At 62.8% G+C, this 17,920-nt stretch carries 19 protein-coding genes; 10 read left to right on the top strand and 9 right to left on the bottom strand.

The window, feature by feature from the left end:
• A partial coding sequence (locus tag AC1DD5_RS09740) for an HNH endonuclease signature motif containing protein (protein ID WP_477521272.1) occupies positions 1-324 on the top strand: 324 nt, incomplete at its 5' end.
• 150 nt (positions 325-474) lie between these two features.
• On the opposite strand, the gene AC1DD5_RS09735 is transcribed toward AC1DD5_RS09740, so the two are convergent.
• Positions 475-1,329: a carbohydrate kinase family protein gene (locus tag AC1DD5_RS09735; RefSeq protein ID WP_477521271.1), complete on the bottom strand. Its 855-nt coding sequence runs from the start codon at positions 1,327-1,329 to the stop codon at positions 475-477.
• Between the two features lie 98 nt (positions 1,330-1,427).
• Here AC1DD5_RS09735 and AC1DD5_RS09730 point away from each other — a divergent pair, with 98 nt between their 5' ends.
• Complete coding sequence (locus tag AC1DD5_RS09730; protein WP_216926161.1) at positions 1,428-2,180, top strand: ArsR/SmtB family transcription factor; 753 nt, start codon at positions 1,428-1,430, stop codon at positions 2,178-2,180.
• Between the two features lie 67 nt (positions 2,181-2,247).
• On the opposite strand, the gene AC1DD5_RS09725 is transcribed toward AC1DD5_RS09730, so the two are convergent.
• Positions 2,248-3,249 carry a nucleoside hydrolase gene (locus AC1DD5_RS09725; RefSeq protein ID WP_477521270.1) on the bottom strand — a complete coding sequence of 334 codons (1,002 nt, stop codon included), beginning with the start codon at positions 3,247-3,249 and terminating at the stop codon, positions 2,248-2,250.
• 79 nt (positions 3,250-3,328) lie between these two features.
• Positions 3,329-4,759, bottom strand: coding sequence for an MFS transporter (locus AC1DD5_RS09720; protein WP_477521269.1), 1,431 nt, complete (start codon positions 4,757-4,759; stop codon positions 3,329-3,331).
• Positions 4,760-4,893: 134 nt separating this feature from the next.
• Between AC1DD5_RS09720 and AC1DD5_RS09715 the strand changes: the two genes are divergently transcribed.
• The 4 genes from AC1DD5_RS09715 to AC1DD5_RS09700 are packed head-to-tail and all read left to right on the top strand — an operon-like array spanning position 4,894 to position 7,303.
• Entirely contained in the window at positions 4,894-5,667 is a 774-nt protein-coding gene (locus AC1DD5_RS09715) for a GntR family transcriptional regulator (protein WP_477521268.1), read from the top strand.
• Between the two features lie 22 nt (positions 5,668-5,689).
• Complete coding sequence (locus tag AC1DD5_RS09710; RefSeq protein WP_477521267.1) at positions 5,690-6,589, top strand: ribokinase; 900 nt, start codon at positions 5,690-5,692, stop codon at positions 6,587-6,589.
• A gap of 58 nt (positions 6,590-6,647) precedes the next feature.
• Positions 6,648-6,914, top strand: a complete 267-nt coding sequence (locus tag AC1DD5_RS09705; protein WP_477521266.1) for a type II toxin-antitoxin system Phd/YefM family antitoxin — start codon at positions 6,648-6,650, stop codon at positions 6,912-6,914.
• Positions 6,911-7,303 carry a type II toxin-antitoxin system VapC family toxin gene (locus tag AC1DD5_RS09700; protein WP_477521265.1) on the top strand — a complete coding sequence of 131 codons (393 nt, stop codon included), beginning with the start codon at positions 6,911-6,913 and terminating at the stop codon, positions 7,301-7,303. Before AC1DD5_RS09705 ends, AC1DD5_RS09700 begins: the two co-directional genes overlap by 4 nt.
• Before the next feature lie 9 nt (positions 7,304-7,312).
• On the opposite strand, the gene AC1DD5_RS09695 is transcribed toward AC1DD5_RS09700, so the two are convergent.
• The 3 genes from AC1DD5_RS09695 to AC1DD5_RS09685 form a co-directional block, all read right to left on the bottom strand.
• The gene (locus tag AC1DD5_RS09695) at positions 7,313-7,621 is read right to left on the bottom strand and encodes an acylphosphatase (protein ID WP_477521264.1); all 309 of its coding nucleotides are present in this window, start codon (positions 7,619-7,621) and stop codon (positions 7,313-7,315) included.
• A gap of 126 nt (positions 7,622-7,747) precedes the next feature.
• The gene (locus AC1DD5_RS09690; RefSeq protein ID WP_477521263.1) at positions 7,748-8,626 is read right to left on the bottom strand and encodes a pullulanase X25 domain-containing protein; all 879 of its coding nucleotides are present in this window, start codon (positions 8,624-8,626) and stop codon (positions 7,748-7,750) included.
• 155 nt (positions 8,627-8,781) lie between these two features.
• Entirely contained in the window at positions 8,782-9,813 is a 1,032-nt protein-coding gene (locus AC1DD5_RS09685; RefSeq protein WP_477521262.1) for an adenosine deaminase, read from the bottom strand.
• An 82-nt stretch (positions 9,814-9,895) separates the two neighbouring features.
• On the opposite strand from AC1DD5_RS09685, the gene AC1DD5_RS09680 reads away from it, so the two are divergent.
• Positions 9,896-10,810, top strand: a complete 915-nt coding sequence (locus AC1DD5_RS09680; RefSeq protein ID WP_477519139.1) for an MSMEG_6728 family protein — start codon at positions 9,896-9,898, stop codon at positions 10,808-10,810.
• Between the two features lie 15 nt (positions 10,811-10,825).
• Positions 10,826-11,230 (top strand): DUF1622 domain-containing protein, encoded by a 405-nt coding sequence (locus tag AC1DD5_RS09675; protein WP_442002490.1) that lies wholly within the window; start codon positions 10,826-10,828, stop codon positions 11,228-11,230.
• Between the two features lie 108 nt (positions 11,231-11,338).
• Here the strand turns inward: AC1DD5_RS09675 and AC1DD5_RS09670 are convergent, their stop codons facing one another.
• Positions 11,339-13,840, bottom strand: coding sequence for a Tex family protein (locus AC1DD5_RS09670; RefSeq protein WP_477521261.1), 2,502 nt, complete (start codon positions 13,838-13,840; stop codon positions 11,339-11,341).
• Between the two features lie 90 nt (positions 13,841-13,930).
• On the opposite strand from AC1DD5_RS09670, the gene AC1DD5_RS09665 reads away from it, so the two are divergent.
• Positions 13,931-14,227: a hypothetical protein gene (locus AC1DD5_RS09665; RefSeq protein WP_216926150.1), complete on the top strand. Its 297-nt coding sequence runs from the start codon at positions 13,931-13,933 to the stop codon at positions 14,225-14,227.
• 63 nt (positions 14,228-14,290) lie between these two features.
• On the opposite strand, the gene AC1DD5_RS09660 is transcribed toward AC1DD5_RS09665, so the two are convergent.
• Positions 14,291-14,725, bottom strand: a complete 435-nt coding sequence (locus AC1DD5_RS09660) for a CBS domain-containing protein (protein ID WP_442002488.1) — start codon at positions 14,723-14,725, stop codon at positions 14,291-14,293.
• A gap of 324 nt (positions 14,726-15,049) precedes the next feature.
• Between AC1DD5_RS09660 and AC1DD5_RS09655 the strand changes: the two genes are divergently transcribed.
• A complete protein-coding gene (locus AC1DD5_RS09655) occupies positions 15,050-17,338 on the top strand; it encodes a hypothetical protein (RefSeq protein WP_477521260.1) in 2,289 nt (762 codons plus the stop codon).
• A 78-nt stretch (positions 17,339-17,416) separates the two neighbouring features.
• Here the strand turns inward: AC1DD5_RS09655 and AC1DD5_RS09650 are convergent, their stop codons facing one another.
• Positions 17,417-17,872: a nucleoside deaminase gene (locus AC1DD5_RS09650; RefSeq protein WP_477521259.1), complete on the bottom strand. Its 456-nt coding sequence runs from the start codon at positions 17,870-17,872 to the stop codon at positions 17,417-17,419.
• Positions 17,873-17,920 lie beyond the last annotated feature (48 nt).

The following is a 17,920-nucleotide window of genomic DNA, read 5'->3' as shown; positions in this document are numbered from 1 at the left end:
GTCCTGGACATCGGCCGCACCACCCGGATCTTCCCACCCCACATCCGCAAAGCCATCACCGCCCGCGACGGCGGCTGCGCCTTCCCCGACTGCACCATGCCCGCCCCCTGGTGCGAAGCCCACCACATCACCTACTGGTCACACGGCGGCACCACAGGAACCGAGAACGGCACCCTGCTCTGCAGCCACCACCACCACGTCATCCACAAAGAACAGTGGCGGATCGACATGAACACCGGCGTGCCCTGGTTCACCCCACCACCACACATCGACCCCAAACAAACACCCCGACGCAACCACCACCACACACCACTCAGAACATAAGAGGTCGTGGTTGGTCATTGAAATGCTGCCCATACGGCTGCCGCGAACTTGGCCTCAACAGAGTTCAATGGCGGTCGGGAATTCGTGGAGATCAGGAACACCAACGTGCCCGCAACGAACAGGATCAGCCATGCAGAGGGCGAAGCATGCTCAACGCCCCAACACCGGGTGCAGGTGTTCACTCTCAATCGCGACGCGGGCTTGAACCGCCCCTGCCTCGAGGGCATCGAAAACGGGTGCGCCCCGCAGTGTCGCAGCAAGGAAACCAGCCATGAACGCATCGCCGGCGCCGTTCGTATCCACGACGTCGGCTGGAACGGCGGGAACCTCATGCTGGGTGCCGTCCGCTTCCAGGGCGACAGCACCTTCCGCCCCGAGTGTGCAGACCGCCAAGCGAGGTCCCCGCGCGAGGCAGGAATGCATGAGCGCCCACGGATCCTCTGTCCTGTCGTCATTCATGAACACCACCCCGGCCGCTCTCAGGAACGGTTCATGGAACGCCGAGGATCCGTCGTAATCATGAAGGTCCACCCATAAAGGCGTCTCTCGAACCTCTTCGCGCTCCAGCAGCAGCACCCCAAAATCACTCAGGTCGATCACGGCGAGATCAGCGGCAGCCACCACGGCGGTCGCCCTCTCAAGATCCTCCTCCGACGGGGCTGAAGGCACCGAGACGTAGAGCGATACCCGGCTGCCGTCGTCGGTCATGAGGTTGACGTGACGCTCGGTTCGGTCGGAGGCGATCTTTTCCACGGTGACGCCGGCGTTGGTGAGTGCGCGGAGGATCCGCCCGCCGTCGTCGTCCGCCCCAAGTGGCGAGCACAAGCGCACGCCGATGCCCAGATCAGCGAGGTGCACCGCTTTCCCCGACGACGTTCCGCCGACCGTCTCCCAGGCGCGTCGCGCGAACTGCATATGCGGGACGGGCTCGGGAAGATGGTCCAGGAGGATGAGCTGGTTCCACGAGGCAGGGCCGCACACGGCAACGGTGGGAGTAGCAGGCATGGCACTATCCAAGCACGGTCCTGGATCACGTTCCCGGAAACAAACCGGCCAGTTCAAAACCGTTGACACGTGACCAAATGGTCACCTATTCTAAATCCATGGACGCCGTGTTCAAAGCACTGGCAGACCCCACCCGGCGGGAGCTGCTCGATGAGCTGTTCCGCGAGGATGGGCAAACCCTCACCGCCCTCGGAGCCCGGTTCGAGATGACCCGTTTCGGCATCGCAAAGCACCTGAAGTTGTTGGAGGATGCCGGACTGGTGGTCACGCGCCGCCGAGGACGTGAAAAGCTGCATTTCCTGAACCCCGTCCCCATCAGGCTCATCCACGATCGCTGGGTGAGCAAATACGCTGAACCATGGGCCGCTGCACTCAGCGACCTCAAATCCAGATTGGAAAGTCCCATGGAAAAGATCTTCGAGATTTACATCAAAACCACCCCGGAACGGCTCTGGGAAGCCATCACCAACAGCGAAATCCGCAGCAAGTACCAGTTCGGGAACACGTTCACGGCGGACTGGACTCCTGGCGGCCGGTTTGAAATGCGGAACGTCAAAGCGGACGAGCCCTTGGGCGAGGGCGAGAACATCGAGGTCGATCCCCCGCGGCGGCTCGTCCAGACGATGCAAGCGCTGTGGGGCGAGGACGTCAAAGCTGAAGGAACGTCGCGGATCACCTGGGAAATCGAACCCGTGGGCGATTCGTGCCACCTCACCGTCACGCACGATCAACTCCGCGAAGGCGCCAACGAGCAGCTGTACGGCGGCTGGCCCATGATCCTCTCCGGACTCAAGACCTGGCTCGAAACAGGCGAAACACTGACAACGCCCGGCTCGCTCATGTACGCATAGCAGGTTAAGCCACGACGACGGCGGAACCTTCCCGCCGTCGTCGTCGCTACTTGTCGCCTCCCGCCAGTTAGGCGACGGGAGAAGCCAGCTCCTCTTCAGAGAGCCATGCCGCCTGCATGGTGCCGAGCAGGTGCGGCGCGAAGTCTTCGCCGATTTCCAGCACCACGCGGCAACGCGCGCCGCGCTGCTCCGGGAATCCCGCGTACTGGCCACGGAGGTCGCACACGGTCTGGCCACGGCTTGGACCGTTGGTGGTGTCTACCTCCACGCGGACGGTCGGCGCCACGGTCAGCTCCACTCCCCTGACGCCAATGGCAGCAGCCAGGGGATCGTGCATTGCTGAGCAAGCCCGGCCAAAGATATCCACATAGAAGCCGAAGTAGTAGCCAAGCATCTCGCCGAGTGCCTGTGAAACGGGGTGCTGGGATGCCAGCAGTTCCTGGCGGTGGGTTTCCTCCAGGACGTTGGTCATGGTGACGTCCAGCGGCACCAGCGTCACGTTCCAGTCAGCAGCGAGTACTTCGGCCGCAGCCTCGGGGTCGTTGGCGATGTTGGCTTCTGCAACGGGTGTGATATTTCCCGGGGCCAGGGCCGCACCGCCCATGATGGTAATTTCGGCGATGAGCTCCGGCAGCCTGGGCTCCAGGCGAAGGGCTTCGGCGATGTTCGTCAGCGGCCCGATGGCCACAACTCGCAGTTCCCCAGCATGCTTGTGCGCCAGCTGCACGAGGAGCTCAGCAGCCGTTGCCTCAACGGGCTCGCGATCAGAGGGAACCAGCTCCACGCCACCGATTCCGTTGTCGCCATGGACATGCGGCGCACCACCATGGAAGGTGCCGACCTGCGGATCGTGCGCGCCGATCGCTACGGGAATGTCCGGGTGCCCGGCCAGTTTCAGCAGGTCCAGGGTGTTCCGGGCACCACCGGCGGCGCTGATATTGCCGCTCACGGTGCCGATGCCCACGAGTTCCGCTCTCGGGGTTGCGAGCAAATAGGCGAGGGCGAGGGCGTCGTCGATTCCCGTATCGCAGTCGAGGTAGAAGGGGGCGGCGGTGCGCTGGGTGGTCATGGTCTCTCGTTTCAGGATGTAGCGGGGTGTTGGGAAGAGGAGTGGCGCGGCGCGCGGTGCCGCGTGCCGCCGTCGGGCGTTAGATCTTTTCGCCCTTCGGTGCTGTGATGAACAGGCTGACAAGGAAGGCGAGGACGGTGATGGACACCGAAATCCAGAGCGCAGCAGAGTACCCGGCTGCGGTGCCTTGGCCTGCGAACGGCGCGACAACCACGACGCCGAGGCTCGCCCCGATGCCGAAGGAGGCGCCGTTGATTCCCGGCAGTGCGGCAGGTGCTTCCTTGGGCGAGAGCAGGACGGACAGCCCGTTGATGGCAGTAAGGAAGAAGCCGTTGTAGAAGATACCCAGGGCTGCGATGGCGATGAGGACGGCTACTTGGTTGTCGGCGAACAATGCGGCAGCAAGGGCGCAGACCAGACTCGTCGCCGTGCCGACGCGGACGGTCTTGATCCAGCCACGACGGTCGGCAATCCACCCTGCGAGCGGGGCCGCGAACACGCCGATCAGCGCTGCCGGGGTCAGGAACAGCAATGCTGCGACCGAGGCCGGAAGGCCGAAGCCATTCACCTTGTCCTGGCTGAGGAGCACGACGGTGAAGTTGATGATGGCGAAGATTCCCGCGAGCATCAGCACAGTGGTGGCGATGACCGGCCATACCTGGCGCGAACGGAGATGGTGGACGGCGACCAGCGGTGTGGAGCGTTTCTTCTCGATGAGCCAGAACGCGGTGAAGGAAGCGATGCTGCCAGCCAGCAGGCCAAGCGCGGCAGGTGAGGTCCAGCCGGCCGAAGAACCAGTAGAGACGAAGTAGGTAAGGAAGACCAGGAACACGGACAGGGAACCTGCCCCCCACCAGTCCATCCGGCCTGGGGCGACAGCGGATTTCCCTCCCGGGACAACTTTGATGACGCAGACGACGGCGATCGCGGCCAGGGCGAGGACGGCAACGAAGATCGACTGGAAGCCGAGCGTTTCAGCCATCAGCCCGCCAAAGTAGCCATCAACGCCGCCCACACCGCCGTTGATGGCGGCGATGATTCCGATGGACGTGCCGAAGAGGCGGGCGGGCAAGTATTCGTTGAGCACGATGTAGGAGAGCGCGAAGATGGCGCTTGAGACACCCTGCATGAAGCGGCCGGTAACCAGCAGCGGCAAGTTCGGGGCGAAGATGCACAGCACGGTTCCGGCGCCCATGATGGCCAGGACCAAGAGCAGTGCGGTGCGGCGGCCGATGAAGTCGCTCCAGCGTCCAATCACAGGTCCGGAGATGGCGCCCGCAAGGAAGAACATGGACTGCACCTGAGCCACGGCTTCGGGCGTTTCGCCAAAGAAGGAGCCGATGTGCGGGAGTGCCGGCGTGATCATGCTGGCGTTGAGCTGGAACGACAATACAGCGAGAACCAGCGTGGTGATCAGCAGGACTGCAGCCCGACCGCCGGGGCGGGTGTCCGGCGTCGCTTCTACGGTTTCGGCAGGCTGCGTCTCAACCGCCGTGTTGGGGATATTCACATCAAACTCCTTTGTCCGAGGGCGCAGGCGGCGCCACGAGATGTGAGTTGTTATACAAGCATGTATTACGAGCTTGTGCAACCTATCACATTTTTCGGGTACAGTGTCCGTAACCAAACCCAAGCGAGGCACCCTTGACCGACAATGCCGTCCAGTTCCTGTCCCGACCCATTGCGCCCCAACCCGGCCAGCCTTTGCGCGTAGCGGCATACTCACGCATCGCCGAGGCAATCAGGACCAAGCTCCTCCCTCCTGGCTCGTTGCTCCCCACGGAGACCGAGCTGGGCGTCATGATGGACGTCAGCCGCACCGTGATCCGGGAAGCTCTGATGTTGCTGGAGGAAGACGGGCTCACCAGGGCACGGCGGGGAGTCGGACGATTCGTGGCTGATTCGTTGCCCCGGATTGGCATCGAACACATCCGCCCGTTCGATCAACTCCTTGGCGGCCCGGACCAGGACATCCAGGTCAAGCGCGTTGCTGCGATCAAACAGCCAGCCTCCGAATTCGTTGCCCCCGGAATCGGCGTGGAACCCGGCCAGGACGTTTGGTTCTGGGAAAGCGTATTGATCCGGAACGGCGAGCCGGTGGCCCACCTGCAGGAAAACGTTGCTCAAGGAATCCCTGAGGCCCAGGCACTCTCAGAAGCGGCGGAAGCTCCCACCCTTTCGGCTTCCACACTTTTGGAAGTCCTCAGCGGGATTCCGGGGTCTTCGCTTGGACCTGGCGAATGCGAAATCAGCCTGAGTACCGCCGGTCCCAGCCGCGCAAAGTTGTTGGATCTTCGCCCCTCCGAGCCGGTTCTGGTCCTCACTCAATACGTCCGCCGCAAGGGCTCCCCGTTCTACCTGGCCAAATGCCTCGTGGCCGCCAAGGCCGGTCACCTCTCCGTCATCCAGTCCTCCTGAATCCTCCCGAAAAGGTCCTTCCATGAGCTCCTCCCCTCAGTCTTCCGCGCCCATTTTGGCTCCCACGAGCACCGCGCTCACCGTTGTAGGCAGCATCAACCTCGACATCACGGCTACCGCCAGCCGCCTCCCGACGCCGGGCGAAACCGTCGGCGGGGCCGTCCTCCGTCAGCAGCCCGGCGGTAAGGGCGCCAACCAGGCCGTGGCGGCAGCCCGACTCGGCGGTGCCTCGCGCATGGTGGGTGCAGTAGGCCGGGACGAAGCAGGCCGCAGCCTCCTCGAAGCAATGGCGGGTGCCGGCGTCGACGTCCAAGACATCGCCCAGGTGGATGCCGCGACAGGGACAGCACTGGTCCTGGTGGACGGCGAAGGCGAGAACCAGATTGTCGTGTGCCCGGGTGCGAACGGCGAAGTATCCGTGGATGGCGTGTCCTTCGCGGAGGAGGAAGCCGTCTTGTGCCAGCTCGAAGTTGACCAGCACGTGGTGCTGGAAGCCGCCCGCCGAACCACCGGCTACTTTGCCCTCAATGCAGCACCGGCGGCGCCTATCATTCCGGAGCTGCTGGAACGCTGCGACCTCGTGATCGTCAATGAGACCGAGTACGCCCTGATCCCCGCCCTTCGCACGGCGCCCCTCGTTGCAGTGACATATGGCGGGGAGGGCTCGGCGATCTTCGAGCATGGCGAACGCGTGGCGGAAGCTCCTGCCGTACGCGTCACGGAGATCGCCAACACCATTGGAGCCGGCGATGCTTTCTGTGCCGCGCTTGTCCTGGCCCTCCGCTCCGGACTGGAGCACAGCCATGCCCTGGCAGTGGCCAACGCCGTGGGTGCGGACGCTGTCCGGGACGCCTCATCGCAGCCTGCGCTCAAGGCCTTGGAGCACTACATTGAGGCGACGCGCACGTCTTTCGTCGCCTGAGCTATGCACTCCGCTGGCGTTCGATTGGGAGGTGCTACGATTGCTACGGAGGTCAACCATGACAACAATTCCGCACCGTGAACTCCGCAATCAGAGCAGCAAGATCCTGGAGCGGGTCAAGAACGGCGAAATCATCGATGTCACTAATAATGGTGAAGTTGCCGCAACACTGATTCCGCCGTCAGCTTCGCCCTTTGAACGCCTGCTGCAAGCTGGAAGCGTGCGGCCAGCCGCCACGAGTCCCGTTGACTTCAAAATTCTTTCGCGAGTCGCCAGTGAGATGGATACCGCCAGCATTTTGGCGGACCTGCGCGGCGACCGGTGATTGTTTATGTCGACACTTCAGCCGTACTAAAACTCGTAGTGGAAGAGCGGGAGTCAGCAATAGCAGCCGCCCATCTTTCGGACAAAACGGCTGCCGGAGGGCATCTTGTTGCTTCCATGCTCTTATACACGGAACTCCATTGCGCTGCCCGTCGCCGGGACTTGCCGTTCGAAGTGGTTAATAACGTCCTCGCCGGCATTAATCTGGTTGACGTGACGCGGTCGGATCTCATGTATGCCGCGGCCTCGCCCAGGCGGCTTCGCAGCGCTGATGCAATCCACCTTGCTACCGCCATCAGGCTCCAAGTGGATAGCTTGGTTGCCTACGACGTGGAACTGCTTCTGGCAGCAGTGGAATCTGGGCTCACAACGTCGTCTCCCGGGGCCTGATCAGGCGGTTTAGCCCACGATCCGGAACTCGTCGAACTCCCCCGTTGCGTCGGAAACCTCGAATTCAACATTCTCAATGCGACCAGGTGCCCGCGCGGAATGGAGCCAACTCACCAGTGCCTCGGCGCCGGCTACGGATCCCTCGGCCACCACCTGCACGGATCCGTCGCGATTATTCCTGACGGTCCCCCTCAGCATGAGCTCATCCGCTTTGCGAGCAGTCCAGTAGCGGAATCCCACGCCCTGGACCACGCCCGTGATGCGGGCTGTGACTCTTAGCGTCTCATCGCGATAGCGGTTTTCCAACGACTCAGTCATGGACCAAATCTAGCCGCGCGCAACCGTGATGCCGAGTGCTTGGCCCACGAAACCCGCCCTTGTTCGCTCTCCTCACCGTTCAAGGGCGGGTATGGCGAACAAGGGCGGGTTTCAGCGGGAAAGGAGTCAGCCCACCACGATGTCGTGCGTCGCGTGGTCGTACGTGAAGGTGACCGGGCCGCCGTCGTGGTTCAACTCGTGGTTGGCGCCATCCCGGACTCCGAACGCGCCATAGTTCTCATCCCACGAACGGTTCAGCGCGATCTTGTACGTATAGAAACCGGCCGGCAGTTCAGCCGTCAGCGCCCACAACTGAACCAACGGGTTGAACTCCATCTGGACCTCGTCATACTGGGGAGCCCAGTCTTCCGGAGCGCCCAGGATCTTGTTGAAGTCACCCGCAATTGCGACGGCGTCCGGCTGAGGCAGGGTCTCGACGGCGGGAGCCGCCGCTGCCTTGGCAGGAGCCTTGCGCGTGGAAGCCTTCTTCGCTGCCGGGGCAGCCTTAGTGGTCGCAGCCTTGGTGGTGGTCGCCTTAGTAGCAGCAGCCTTCGGCGCAGATACCTTCGCGGCGGCTACCTTCGGAGCTGCAGCCTTCTTCGACGTCGCCGCACGCTTCGTCTTGGCCTTGGCGGGAGGGGCCGTAGGCACGGGAACATCGGCTGGTACCGGTGTTCCGGCGTCGAGGGCCTCCGCGAAAGCCGAAACTTCAGGGAAGGCGACTGTCGCCCGCAGGCCGTCGTCAGGGATGGTCCATCCCGAACGCCCCTTGACCAGCCAGCCGGCTTTGACCAGCTTTGCCGATGCCGACGTCAGGGTTTTGTGGCCGCGGGGAATGCCCCCACTGAGAAGCTCAGCCTCATGATCGTTGAATGGAACGCGTCCGATGGCCTCTGCCAGGACTTCCCCTGCGTTCAGCGTGGCTCCAGACCATACGCCCTCAGCAAGGATGTCCAGTACGGCCTTCAGACGAAGGTTGGTGTTCTCGGCGGTGTTGGCGCCCATGCTTCTCCTTCTACGGTGGATAATCCCTTGCAGTTTGCCAATGAATTGTTAATTCGCGCGACTGATATTGGTAAACACCGTGTGTCGTGACCGAGTGTGACATTCCCGGGGCCGGAAGTGATCGACGGGTCTCGCCTTTAGCACCAATTCAGGGTTTATTGGCCCGGCACGGACGCCTTGACCCACTCCGTCACTTCATCCAGCAATACAGCTTTCCGGGCGTCGCTGGCGAACGAGGAGCGGATCGAGTTTGCCGCCAAAGTGGCCTGCTCCGGAACCGAGAACTCAAGGACCTTGGCCAACTGCTCGAAGTTCTCGTCTACATAGCCGCCAAAGTAGGCGGGGTCGTCCGAGTTCACGCAAACGTTCAAACCGATGGCAAGCATCTCCGGCAGTGGGTGGTCAGCCAGCTTGTCCACCGTACGCAGGCGAACGTTGGATAGCGGGCAAACTGTCAGGGGCACCTGCTCCGCGACGAGCCGCTGCACCACCTCCGTGTCCTCCATGCAACGGATGCCGTGATCGATCCTCTCCACGTGCAGCACGTCCAGGGCCTCGGTGATGTAGGCGGCCGGCCCTTCCTCGCCCGCGTGAGCGATCCTTCGCAACCCGGCCTCACCAGCACGCTGGTACAACCGCTCAAATTTCGACGGCGGATTGCCCACCTCTGCTGAGTCCAGCCCGATGCCGACGATGGGGGCGTGCATCGCGAGCAACTGGTCCAACACCTCAAGTGCGGATTCCTGGGACATGTCCCTGAGGAAGGCAGCTATGAGGAGTGTCGAAACGCCGAAATCTTCCTCTGACGTCGCCAACGCATTCGCGATCCCATTGACGCACACCTCAAGCGGGACACCCCTGGCCACATGCGCCTGGGGATCCATCATGATCTCCGCATGGCGCACTCCCCCGGCGGCGGCGCGCTGAAGATAAGCACGGGTCATGTCGGTAAAGTCCTGCTCGGTCTGCAGGACGGCCATGTTGGCGTAGTACAGGTCAAGGAAGGACTGCAGATCCGTAAACTCGTACTTCTCCCGCAGTTCTTCGATGTCTTCATACGGCAGTTCGATGCCGTTGCGTTCGGCCAGGGCAAAGATCAGCTCTGGCTGGAGAGTCCCTTCGATGTGCAGGTGCAGTTCGGCAACCGGGGGCGCCGTGGTCGTCGTTTTCTCGCCAAAAGTTTCCACTCGACAACTCTAGGCCCCATATCCGCACGTGTCCCGGAGCACTCAACTTGGTTCTTCGCCGCGGGACCCCCAAACTGAAAGGATGCAGACTTTCCTCCCTTTCGCCGATTTCCGTGAGAGCGCCGCGGCGCTCGACACCTCAAGGCTCGGCAAACAGCGCGTCGAAGCCCTCCAGGTCCTCCGCGCACTGGTCATCCCGGAGTACGGTTGGCAGCAGCACCCGGCCGTCCGTATGTGGATGGGCCACGTCCCCGCCCTCACCATGTACGGCCTGGCAATGGCCGACGAGTGGATCCAGCGCGGCCACCCGGACAACACCCGCAACAACATCGCGGAGTTCGCACCCCAGGCTGCACACCCGGATTACGCCTCCCGGATCATCATGCCGCCGTGGCTGGGCTACGAGGACCTGCACCTCAGCCACCGCTCCAAGCTCATTGGCAAGGACCCCAAGTTCTACGGACCGCTCTTCCCGGGCGTCGAAGAAAAGCTCGAATACATCTGGCCCGAGCCCAAGCACGAATTCCACCCTGAAGACCCTGAAGAGGACCGTCTCTGGATCCTGCGGGCCAATGTGGAAGACATCCGCCCGGAACAGCTCACCACTGTGAGCATGCCTCCTCACGGCAAGGCCAAGGCTGCCGCAGATTCAGAATCCGGCGAGTACCAATTTGTGTACGCGGAAGAGAAGTCCCGCCGCCAGCTCAAGGGCCCCAAAAAGCGTCCTGCCAAGGTACTGGAGAAGAAGCCCACGCGGAAACGCCAAGCCCAGGAAGCTGCATTCAATACTCTTCCCGGCAAGACCGAGATCGCCGTCCCGTTCGACGGCGGCCAGATCTTCGCCGTCGGGCTGGTCCAGGGACGGCCTATCACGGTTGAGGGTAAGTTCGCCCGGAACTTCGAAGTCACTGACGTGGTCAAGCGCTCCGACTTCGATTACCCGGCACTGCTGCAGGATCCGCGGGTCTTCTTCCCGATCCCCGCACCGGCACAGTAACCGCTGGAGACGGCCATGGATTTCCAGCACATCATCGAAGAAGTCGGCCGGTACATGGACTTCGCCGGCGTGGCAGTCATGGTGGTTGGGGCGCTGGTTTCCATCCCACTCGCCTTGCGCGGGTACCAACCCAAGCGCGCCAGTGGCCTGGCCCCGTTTTCTCCTTATCGGGCCTACCGGCAATTGCTGGGACGGTCCATCCTCCTGGGCCTTGAGCTCCTGGTGGCCGCCGACATCATTAGGACAGTCGCTGTGACGCCCACGTTTGAGAGCGTGGGCGTCCTGGCGATCATCGTGCTGATCCGGACGTTCCTGAGCTTCTCGCTTGAGTTGGAGATCACTGGCCGCTGGCCGTGGCAGAAGGAAAAGGACCACGACGGCGGCAGTTCAGTTCCGGATGGCTCGTCGGTTCCGTCGTAGTCACTCCGTCGTAGCTTGCTCCGCTGTCAAAACCCGCCCTTGTTCGCCCATCATCCCGTAGTACGGCATGACAGGCGAACAAGGTGGGGTTTCGTCGGCTGCGGCTGGCTACTTCCCGAGCCCTGCCCGACGAAGTGCCTCGGCCATAGCTGTGTTGGCGGGAGCTTCAGACTGCTGCGGCTTGCCCTGGCGACGGTCACCCTGACCCGGCTGGCCACCACCGCGCTGACCAGGCTGACCACCGCCACGCTGACCCGGCTGACCACCGCCGCGCTGACCAGGCTGACCACCGCCACGCTGACCCGGCTGACCACCTGAGCGCTGCCCTCCAGCATCTCGTGCACCCGGGTTACCTCCGCCAGGGTTACCTCCACCCTGAGCACGCCCGCCGGAGCCGCGGCCGCCCGCGGTGCCGGGCTCGTCGTCGAGCCTTAAGGTCAGGGAGATGCGCTTGCGCTCGGGATCGGCCTCAAGCACCTTGACCCGCACTACCTGACCGGATTTCACGATCTCGCGGGGGTCCGAGACGAATTTGTTGGACAGCGCGGACACATGGACCAGGCCGTCCTGGTGCACTCCGACGTCCACGAAGGCACCGAACGCGGCAACGTTGGTGACGGTGCCTTCCAGGATCATGCCCGGCTTGAGGTCGGAGATCTTTTCAATCCCCTCCGAGAACGATGCTGCCTTGAACGCGGGTCGGGGGTCGCGGCCCGGCTTCTCAAGCTCGGTCATGATGTCCTTGACGGTGGGCAGGCCGAACGTGCCGTCAACGAATGTCTGCGGATCCAGTGCAGTGGTGGGTCCACCGCCAGCCGCGACGAGGATCTTGCGGGCAACGGAGTAGGCCTCGGGGTGCACGCTGGAAGCATCCAACGGCTCCGCTCCCCCGGTGATCCGGAGGAAGCCGGCGCACTGCTCGAATGCCTTCGCTCCCAGCCGGGGCACCTTCTTGAGGTCGCTCCGCTTGGCGAACGGCCCATTCTCGTTGCGGTACGCCACAATGTTTTCGCTCAGCAACGGTCCGACGCCGGCCACACGGCTCAGCAGCGCGGGGGACGCCGTGTTGACGTCCACGCCCACGGCATTCACGCAGTCTTCCACCACGGCATCCAGTGAGCGGTCCAGCTTGGCAGCGGTGACATCGTGCTGGTACTGGCCCACGCCGATGGACTTGGGCTCGATCTTCACCAGTTCGGCCAGCGGATCCTGAAGCCGGCGCGCAATGGAGACAGCGCCCCGGAGTGAGACGTCCATGCCGGGGAGCTCGGAAGCTGCCAGGGCCGACGCGGAGTACACGGAAGCACCGGCCTCGGAAACAACCAGTTTCTGGACACCCTTGGAGCCTGCGGCCTCAAGGGACTTAATGAGCTCGGTGGCCAGCTTGTCCGTTTCCCGCGACGCCGTGCCGTTGCCGATCGCCACGAGTTCCACGTTGTACTGCTTGGCGAGGCGGCCGAGGGTGGACAACGCCTCGTCCCATTTCTTTGCCGGCGCGTGAGGATAGATGGTGTCCGTGGCAACCACCTTGCCGGTGCCATCCACCACCGCCACCTTCACCCCTGTGCGGAGTCCCGGGTCGAGGCCGAGGGTGGAGCGGTTGCCGGCTGGCGCAGCGAGCAACACATCACGCAAGTTCGCGGCGAAGACCCGAACAGCTTCATCCTCGGCGTCTGCAAACATGCGTCCGCGAAGATCCGTGGTGAGGCGGTCCAGGATGCGACCGCGCCAGGCGAGCTGGGCAGTCTGGGTGAGCCAGAGATCGGCGGGACGGCCGTGGTTGGCGACCCCAAGGCACTTGGCCACAGCGTTCTCGTAGCGGCCGCGGGCGGCGGCCAGGGCGTCGTCGTCGGCGGGGTCTGCTTCGGCGAGATCCAGCTCAAGTACGCCGTCCTTTTCACCCCGCAACAAGGCGAGCACCCGGTGCGACGGCATTCCGGACGGGACTTGCGTGAACTCGAAGTAATCCTTGAACTTCTGGCCTTCGGCCTCCATGCCCTTCTTGACACGGGAGACCATGCGCCCCTGCTTCCAGAGCCGCTCACGCAGGTCCTCGGCCAGGTCAGGGTCCTGGGCGACGCGCTCCACCAGGATCGCGCGGGCGCCTGCGAGCGCGGCGGCAGAATCCTCAATGGAGTGTTCGGCGTTGAGGTACTTGGCGGCCTCGGTTTCGGGGTCGAGCTGTGGGTTGGCGAGCAGGACGTCCGCTAGCGGCTCCAGCCCGGCTTCGCGGGCAATCTGCGCCTTGGTGCGACGCTTGGACTTGAAGGGGAGGTAGATATCCTCCAGCCTCGCCTTGGTGTCAGCACCGACGACGGCGGCTTCCAGTTCCGGGGTCAGCTTGCCTTGGGCTGCTATCGCCTCAAGAACGGTTCTCCGCCGCTCTTCCAGTTCCCGCAGGTACCGGAGGCGTTCCTCAAGATCGCGCAATTGAGTGTCATCGAGCGTCCCGGTGACTTCCTTGCGGTAGCGGGCGATGAAGGGAACGGTGGATCCGGCGTCGAGCAGTTCCACCGCGGCCTTGACCTGCCAGGCCTTCACGCCGAGTTCGTTGGCGATGAGTTGATGGATGGCAGAATCGGCTGACTGGTGCTGGAGAGATTGAGTCACCCTGACAGTTTGCCTCACATGACCGACAGTTTTCAGGTCCGGGTTCCGGAAAGCCTATGCCGGGAGCGCTGTTAGTGCTGTAGTTGGAGCATGCAGGAACTGCTCATCATCCTTCAGGACGGGTTTGTTTCCGATGACGTGAGCGTGACCGTCAACGGCAAGGAAGCTGTGTCCGAACGGGATGTGTCTACCAAGATGCTGTTGGGAATGGCCGACGAAATCACGGTGGAGCTGCCGGCGAAAGGCGCCACGGTGGGAGTTGAAGTCCGCAGCAGAAAGCTCAGCGCAACGAAAAAGCTCGCTGGTAAACCCAGGAGCCTGATTGTCTCCATAGAGGATGACGAACTCGTGCTGCGCGAAGGAACGGGCCGCGAGGCGTTCCTCTGACGGGGAGCGCTTCGCGGCGGCTGGATTACCTGGATTACTGGATTACAGCGGGCTGGCCGGCCGCTAGTGGGACATGTGCTCCTTGGAGGAGATGTGCTCCACCATTTCGCCCACGCGCTGTTCTGCGTAGTGGTTGCGGGCAATATCTCCCTGGCTGATGATGCCTACCAGCTTGTGATCCTTGATGACGGGAAGACGGCGAACCTGATGCTCTTCCATCATGTTGATGGCTTCGTCAACGTTGGCATCAGCGTCAATCCAGTACGGCTTACCGGTGGCGAGTTCGCTTGCCCGGACTTCGCGGGCATCCCTTCCCTCGGCCAGACACTTGACCACGATGTCGCGGTCAGTGATGAAGCCGGTCAGCCTGCCGTCATTGCCGCAGATGGGAAGTGAACCGCAGTCCAAGTCCCTCATCATGCGGGCGGCGTCCTGAAGAGTCTGGTCCTCCGGAATGCACTGGGCATCCGTCGTCATGAATTCACGTACGACACTCATGGGTCCTCCTTCATCGAATGGGGTTCATCGACGCGGGGTCCTTCGGCTCCGACGCCGATGTTGCCAGCCTACGCTTGGCTGCTGCGGCTGACTAGGCGGTCCGGCAGGTTGCCGCGCAGAAAATTTAGATGCCTCCCTAGATATAATCCATTCGGTGGAGTATTCTCGTTTTGGGTTACACACGGCTTCTGGGCATGGCCACTTTCACCCCCTTTGGGACTCCTCACATGCATCGCCCCGCCCTGAACCGTCATGCCGTCCATCTGGTCATCCTGTGATGGACGAACGCATATTGACTGCTTACAGAGCGAGAAAGATCCTCACATGGACACCCCCAACGTCCCCGGCACCCACTACAACCCTGTCCCCAGCAACCCCACTGACATCCCGTTCCCTCCTTCTTCTTCTGGACCCCACGCTTTTGGGCCCCATGCTTTTGGGCCCCAGCCCAGCACGTTGACATGGCCCTCCGAAGACTGGTGGAGGTGCTGGCGCTCCGCTCCCGTGAGCGGCCGCTATGAAGGCAATCAGGCAGGCAATGGCCCTGTCGGCAGCGCACTGGATCTCCGCTTGGACGTCGATCCCCGCCAGGGCGTGGAATCTCCGGTGCTGAACAAAGTCAGTGGCGATCTATACAGCACCCGCTGGGTCAAAACAGGTGGCGTCAACCAACTCGTGAAGACCTATGTGGAGTCATGGATTGTGGATACCCCAGTAGTCACCATGACCCGCGCGGAGGCACACATTACTGGAACGGTCCGTTACTGGAAAGGCACCCATCCCGCCACAACGGTGGAAATCACCGTCTCCTGGTCCCACGGCGCAATCACTGGCGCAGTGGTCACGTTCACGGCCGGCGGCGTTGCCGGGCAACCATACGCGTGTGCCTACCGTTCGGGCTGTTTCCGGGATATGAACCTTGAGCTCGACTACTGCACATCTGTGGACATCGAACCCAAAGCGCCCGTTTACAACAGCCACTTACACAACAACCGCCCTGCGGACCTGGCCAACCGGACCATCACCATCGAGTCCGCGTACCGCGACGCGGGCGTCGCCGTCACCATCGATCCGGTCCATACGGTGATCGATGACAGTGCTGCCGGCTTCGCCTCGTGGAACGTCGGCGAACTTCACGATGCCATGGAGACCTCCTTCGGCAAGTTCAACTCCGGTTGGCCTGCCTGGAACCTTTGGGGCGTGCAGGCAGGTCTCTTCGACACCGCCGGAGTTGGTGGCATTATGTTCGACGCCGCTGCGGGCTTTGGCGGCGCTGGTCGCGGCCCTGATCGCCAGGGTTTTGCCGTTTTCCGCAACCACTCCTGGTTCACGAACCTGGTCTCCAATCCCACCACGCAGGACCAGGCCTGGGCGATGCGCCACTTCCTGTACACGTGGGTCCACGAGGCAGGGCACGCTTTCAACTTCCTGCATGCGTGGGACAAGGCCAGGCCGGATTCCTTGTCCTGGATGAACTACGACTGGAAATACGATCAGCGCAACGGCACGGATACCTTCTGGGGCAACTTTCGGTTCAGGTTCGACGACGACGAACTGCTCCACATGCGCCATGGCGACCGCGCTTCGGTGATTATGGGCGGAGATCCCTGGGCTTCCGGTGGGCATCTGGAATCCCCGGCCGGCGCCATGACCGTCTCCGGGCCGGGCAGCGATATTGAACTGACCCTCTCAGCCAAGAGCCACTTCGACTATATGGAGCCTGTGTCCATTGAATTCCGCTTGCGCAACACCAGCGACGTACCCGTGGTGGTGGACGGCCGGATGGATCCCAGGTTCGGGAACACTACCGTGTACGTGCAGAAGCCGGACGGAACGGTGGCGCTGCACGAATCCGTGGTCTGCTTCTACGGCCTCCCTGAACCGGTGACCTTGGAACCAGCCGCCGGCGTCACGAGCGATGGCAGCGACCGCTACAGCCAACTGGTCCAGCTGGCATTTGGAGTGCAGGGCTTCGCTTTCGATGAGCCCGGCCAGTACCTGGTCCGCGCCATCTATTCCACCGAGGGCATCGTCCAGGCGTCCAACACCTTGCCGTTGCGGGTCGGCTTCCCGGTCACACGGGAGGAGGATCGGTTTGCACCCGAGTTCTTCACGCGGGAAGTAGGACTCACGCTCGCCTTCGAAGGATCCATGTCGCCGCACCTGAGCAAAGGGCTGGACGCCCTTACCGAGGCAGCCGAGCGGTTCGGCGGCGAGCCTTTGGGCGTCAAGGCGGCCACCGCCGTCGCGCAATCCGTGGGAGATGACTTCTATCGGCGCAAGGAAGACAAGATGGTGAAGCACCACAGCGCCGATCCTGAGCGGGCCCTTGCGCTGACCGATGCGGGGCTCGCGAGTTACCAGAAGGGCAGCGGTGCGGCGAACAACCTGGCGTACCGGAAGCTCGTGGAACTGCGAACGGAGCTGCATGTGAAGGCGGATAACACCGCAGCGGCAAAGTCAGAGGTGGAAACCCTCGCCAAAGATCTGGGCTCCCGCGGCGTGAACCCGACTGTCCTGGCCCAGGTCAAGGAACTGATCCCATCAACTCCGGCGGCCCGTTCCCGCCGGTCGGCTCCGAGGAAGCCTGCCAAAAAGCCGTCGGATGGCTAGTCGGTAAATGGCTCCCCAGCAGCCGGCGACGGCGGCATCCCGCCCTTGGTGCCGCCGTCGCGCCCTCTTCTGCTGCAGTTATTCCGCGATGTCCTCGGCCCACAGTTCAGGGTGGTCTTCCTGGAAGGTGCGCATCATGTCCACGCAGCGCGGGTCATCGAGGACCACTACTTCAACACCACGCGAACGCAGGAGGTCGAACTCGCCCGGGAACGTCTCCGCTTCGCCCACCACGACGCGCGGAATCTTGAACTGGATGATGGTTCCCGTGCACATCGCACAGGGCGCAAGCGTGGTGTAGAGCGTGGTATCCCGGTAACTCTTTTGCCGGCCTGCCGCGCGCAACGCGGACATCTCGCCATGCGCGATCGGATCGCCATGCTGGACGCGCTCATTGTGGCCGCTCGCGATGACCTTCCCGTCGCGGGCCAAAGCGGCGCCGATGGGGATTCCGCCCTCGCTGAGGCTCTTCTGTGCGGCCTCGTAAGCGGCTTCGAAAGCGGGATCGGCGGTGGTACGTGCTGATTCAGTCATCGTGTTCCGTCCTTGGATGTTCTTGGCCGTTGTCCCAGCGTATCCAGC

The sequence above is a fragment of the Paenarthrobacter sp. 10L420 genome, from assembly GCF_056395385.1.
This window is presented reverse-complemented; position numbering and strand designations above follow the sequence as displayed.

Excerpts from the sequence above, each read along its gene's own strand:
- AC1DD5_RS09690 (WP_477521263.1), bottom strand. The coding sequence starts at position 8,626 with ATGGGCGCCAACACCGCCGAGAACACCAACCTTCGTCTGAAGGCCGTA.
- AC1DD5_RS09735 (WP_477521271.1), bottom strand. The coding sequence starts at position 1,329 with ATGCCTGCTACTCCCACCGTTGCCGTGTGCGGCCCTGCCTCGTGGAAC.
- AC1DD5_RS09650 (WP_477521259.1), bottom strand. The coding sequence starts at position 17,872 with ATGACTGAATCAGCACGTACCACCGCCGATCCCGCTTTCGAAGCCGCT.
- AC1DD5_RS09655 (WP_477521260.1), top strand. The coding sequence starts at position 15,050 with ATGGACACCCCCAACGTCCCCGGCACCCACTACAACCCTGTCCCCAGC.
- AC1DD5_RS09725 (WP_477521270.1), bottom strand. The coding sequence starts at position 3,249 with ATGACCACCCAGCGCACCGCCGCCCCCTTCTACCTCGACTGCGATACG.
- AC1DD5_RS09680 (WP_477519139.1), top strand. The coding sequence starts at position 9,896 with ATGCAGACTTTCCTCCCTTTCGCCGATTTCCGTGAGAGCGCCGCGGCG.
- AC1DD5_RS09665 (WP_216926150.1), top strand. The coding sequence starts at position 13,931 with ATGCAGGAACTGCTCATCATCCTTCAGGACGGGTTTGTTTCCGATGAC.
- AC1DD5_RS09705 (WP_477521266.1), top strand. The coding sequence starts at position 6,648 with ATGACAACAATTCCGCACCGTGAACTCCGCAATCAGAGCAGCAAGATC.
- AC1DD5_RS09675 (WP_442002490.1), top strand. The coding sequence starts at position 10,826 with ATGGATTTCCAGCACATCATCGAAGAAGTCGGCCGGTACATGGACTTC.
- AC1DD5_RS09660 (WP_442002488.1), bottom strand. The coding sequence starts at position 14,725 with ATGAGTGTCGTACGTGAATTCATGACGACGGATGCCCAGTGCATTCCG.
- AC1DD5_RS09710 (WP_477521267.1), top strand. The coding sequence starts at position 5,690 with ATGAGCTCCTCCCCTCAGTCTTCCGCGCCCATTTTGGCTCCCACGAGC.
- AC1DD5_RS09695 (WP_477521264.1), bottom strand. The coding sequence starts at position 7,621 with ATGACTGAGTCGTTGGAAAACCGCTATCGCGATGAGACGCTAAGAGTC.
- AC1DD5_RS09730 (WP_216926161.1), top strand. The coding sequence starts at position 1,428 with ATGGACGCCGTGTTCAAAGCACTGGCAGACCCCACCCGGCGGGAGCTG.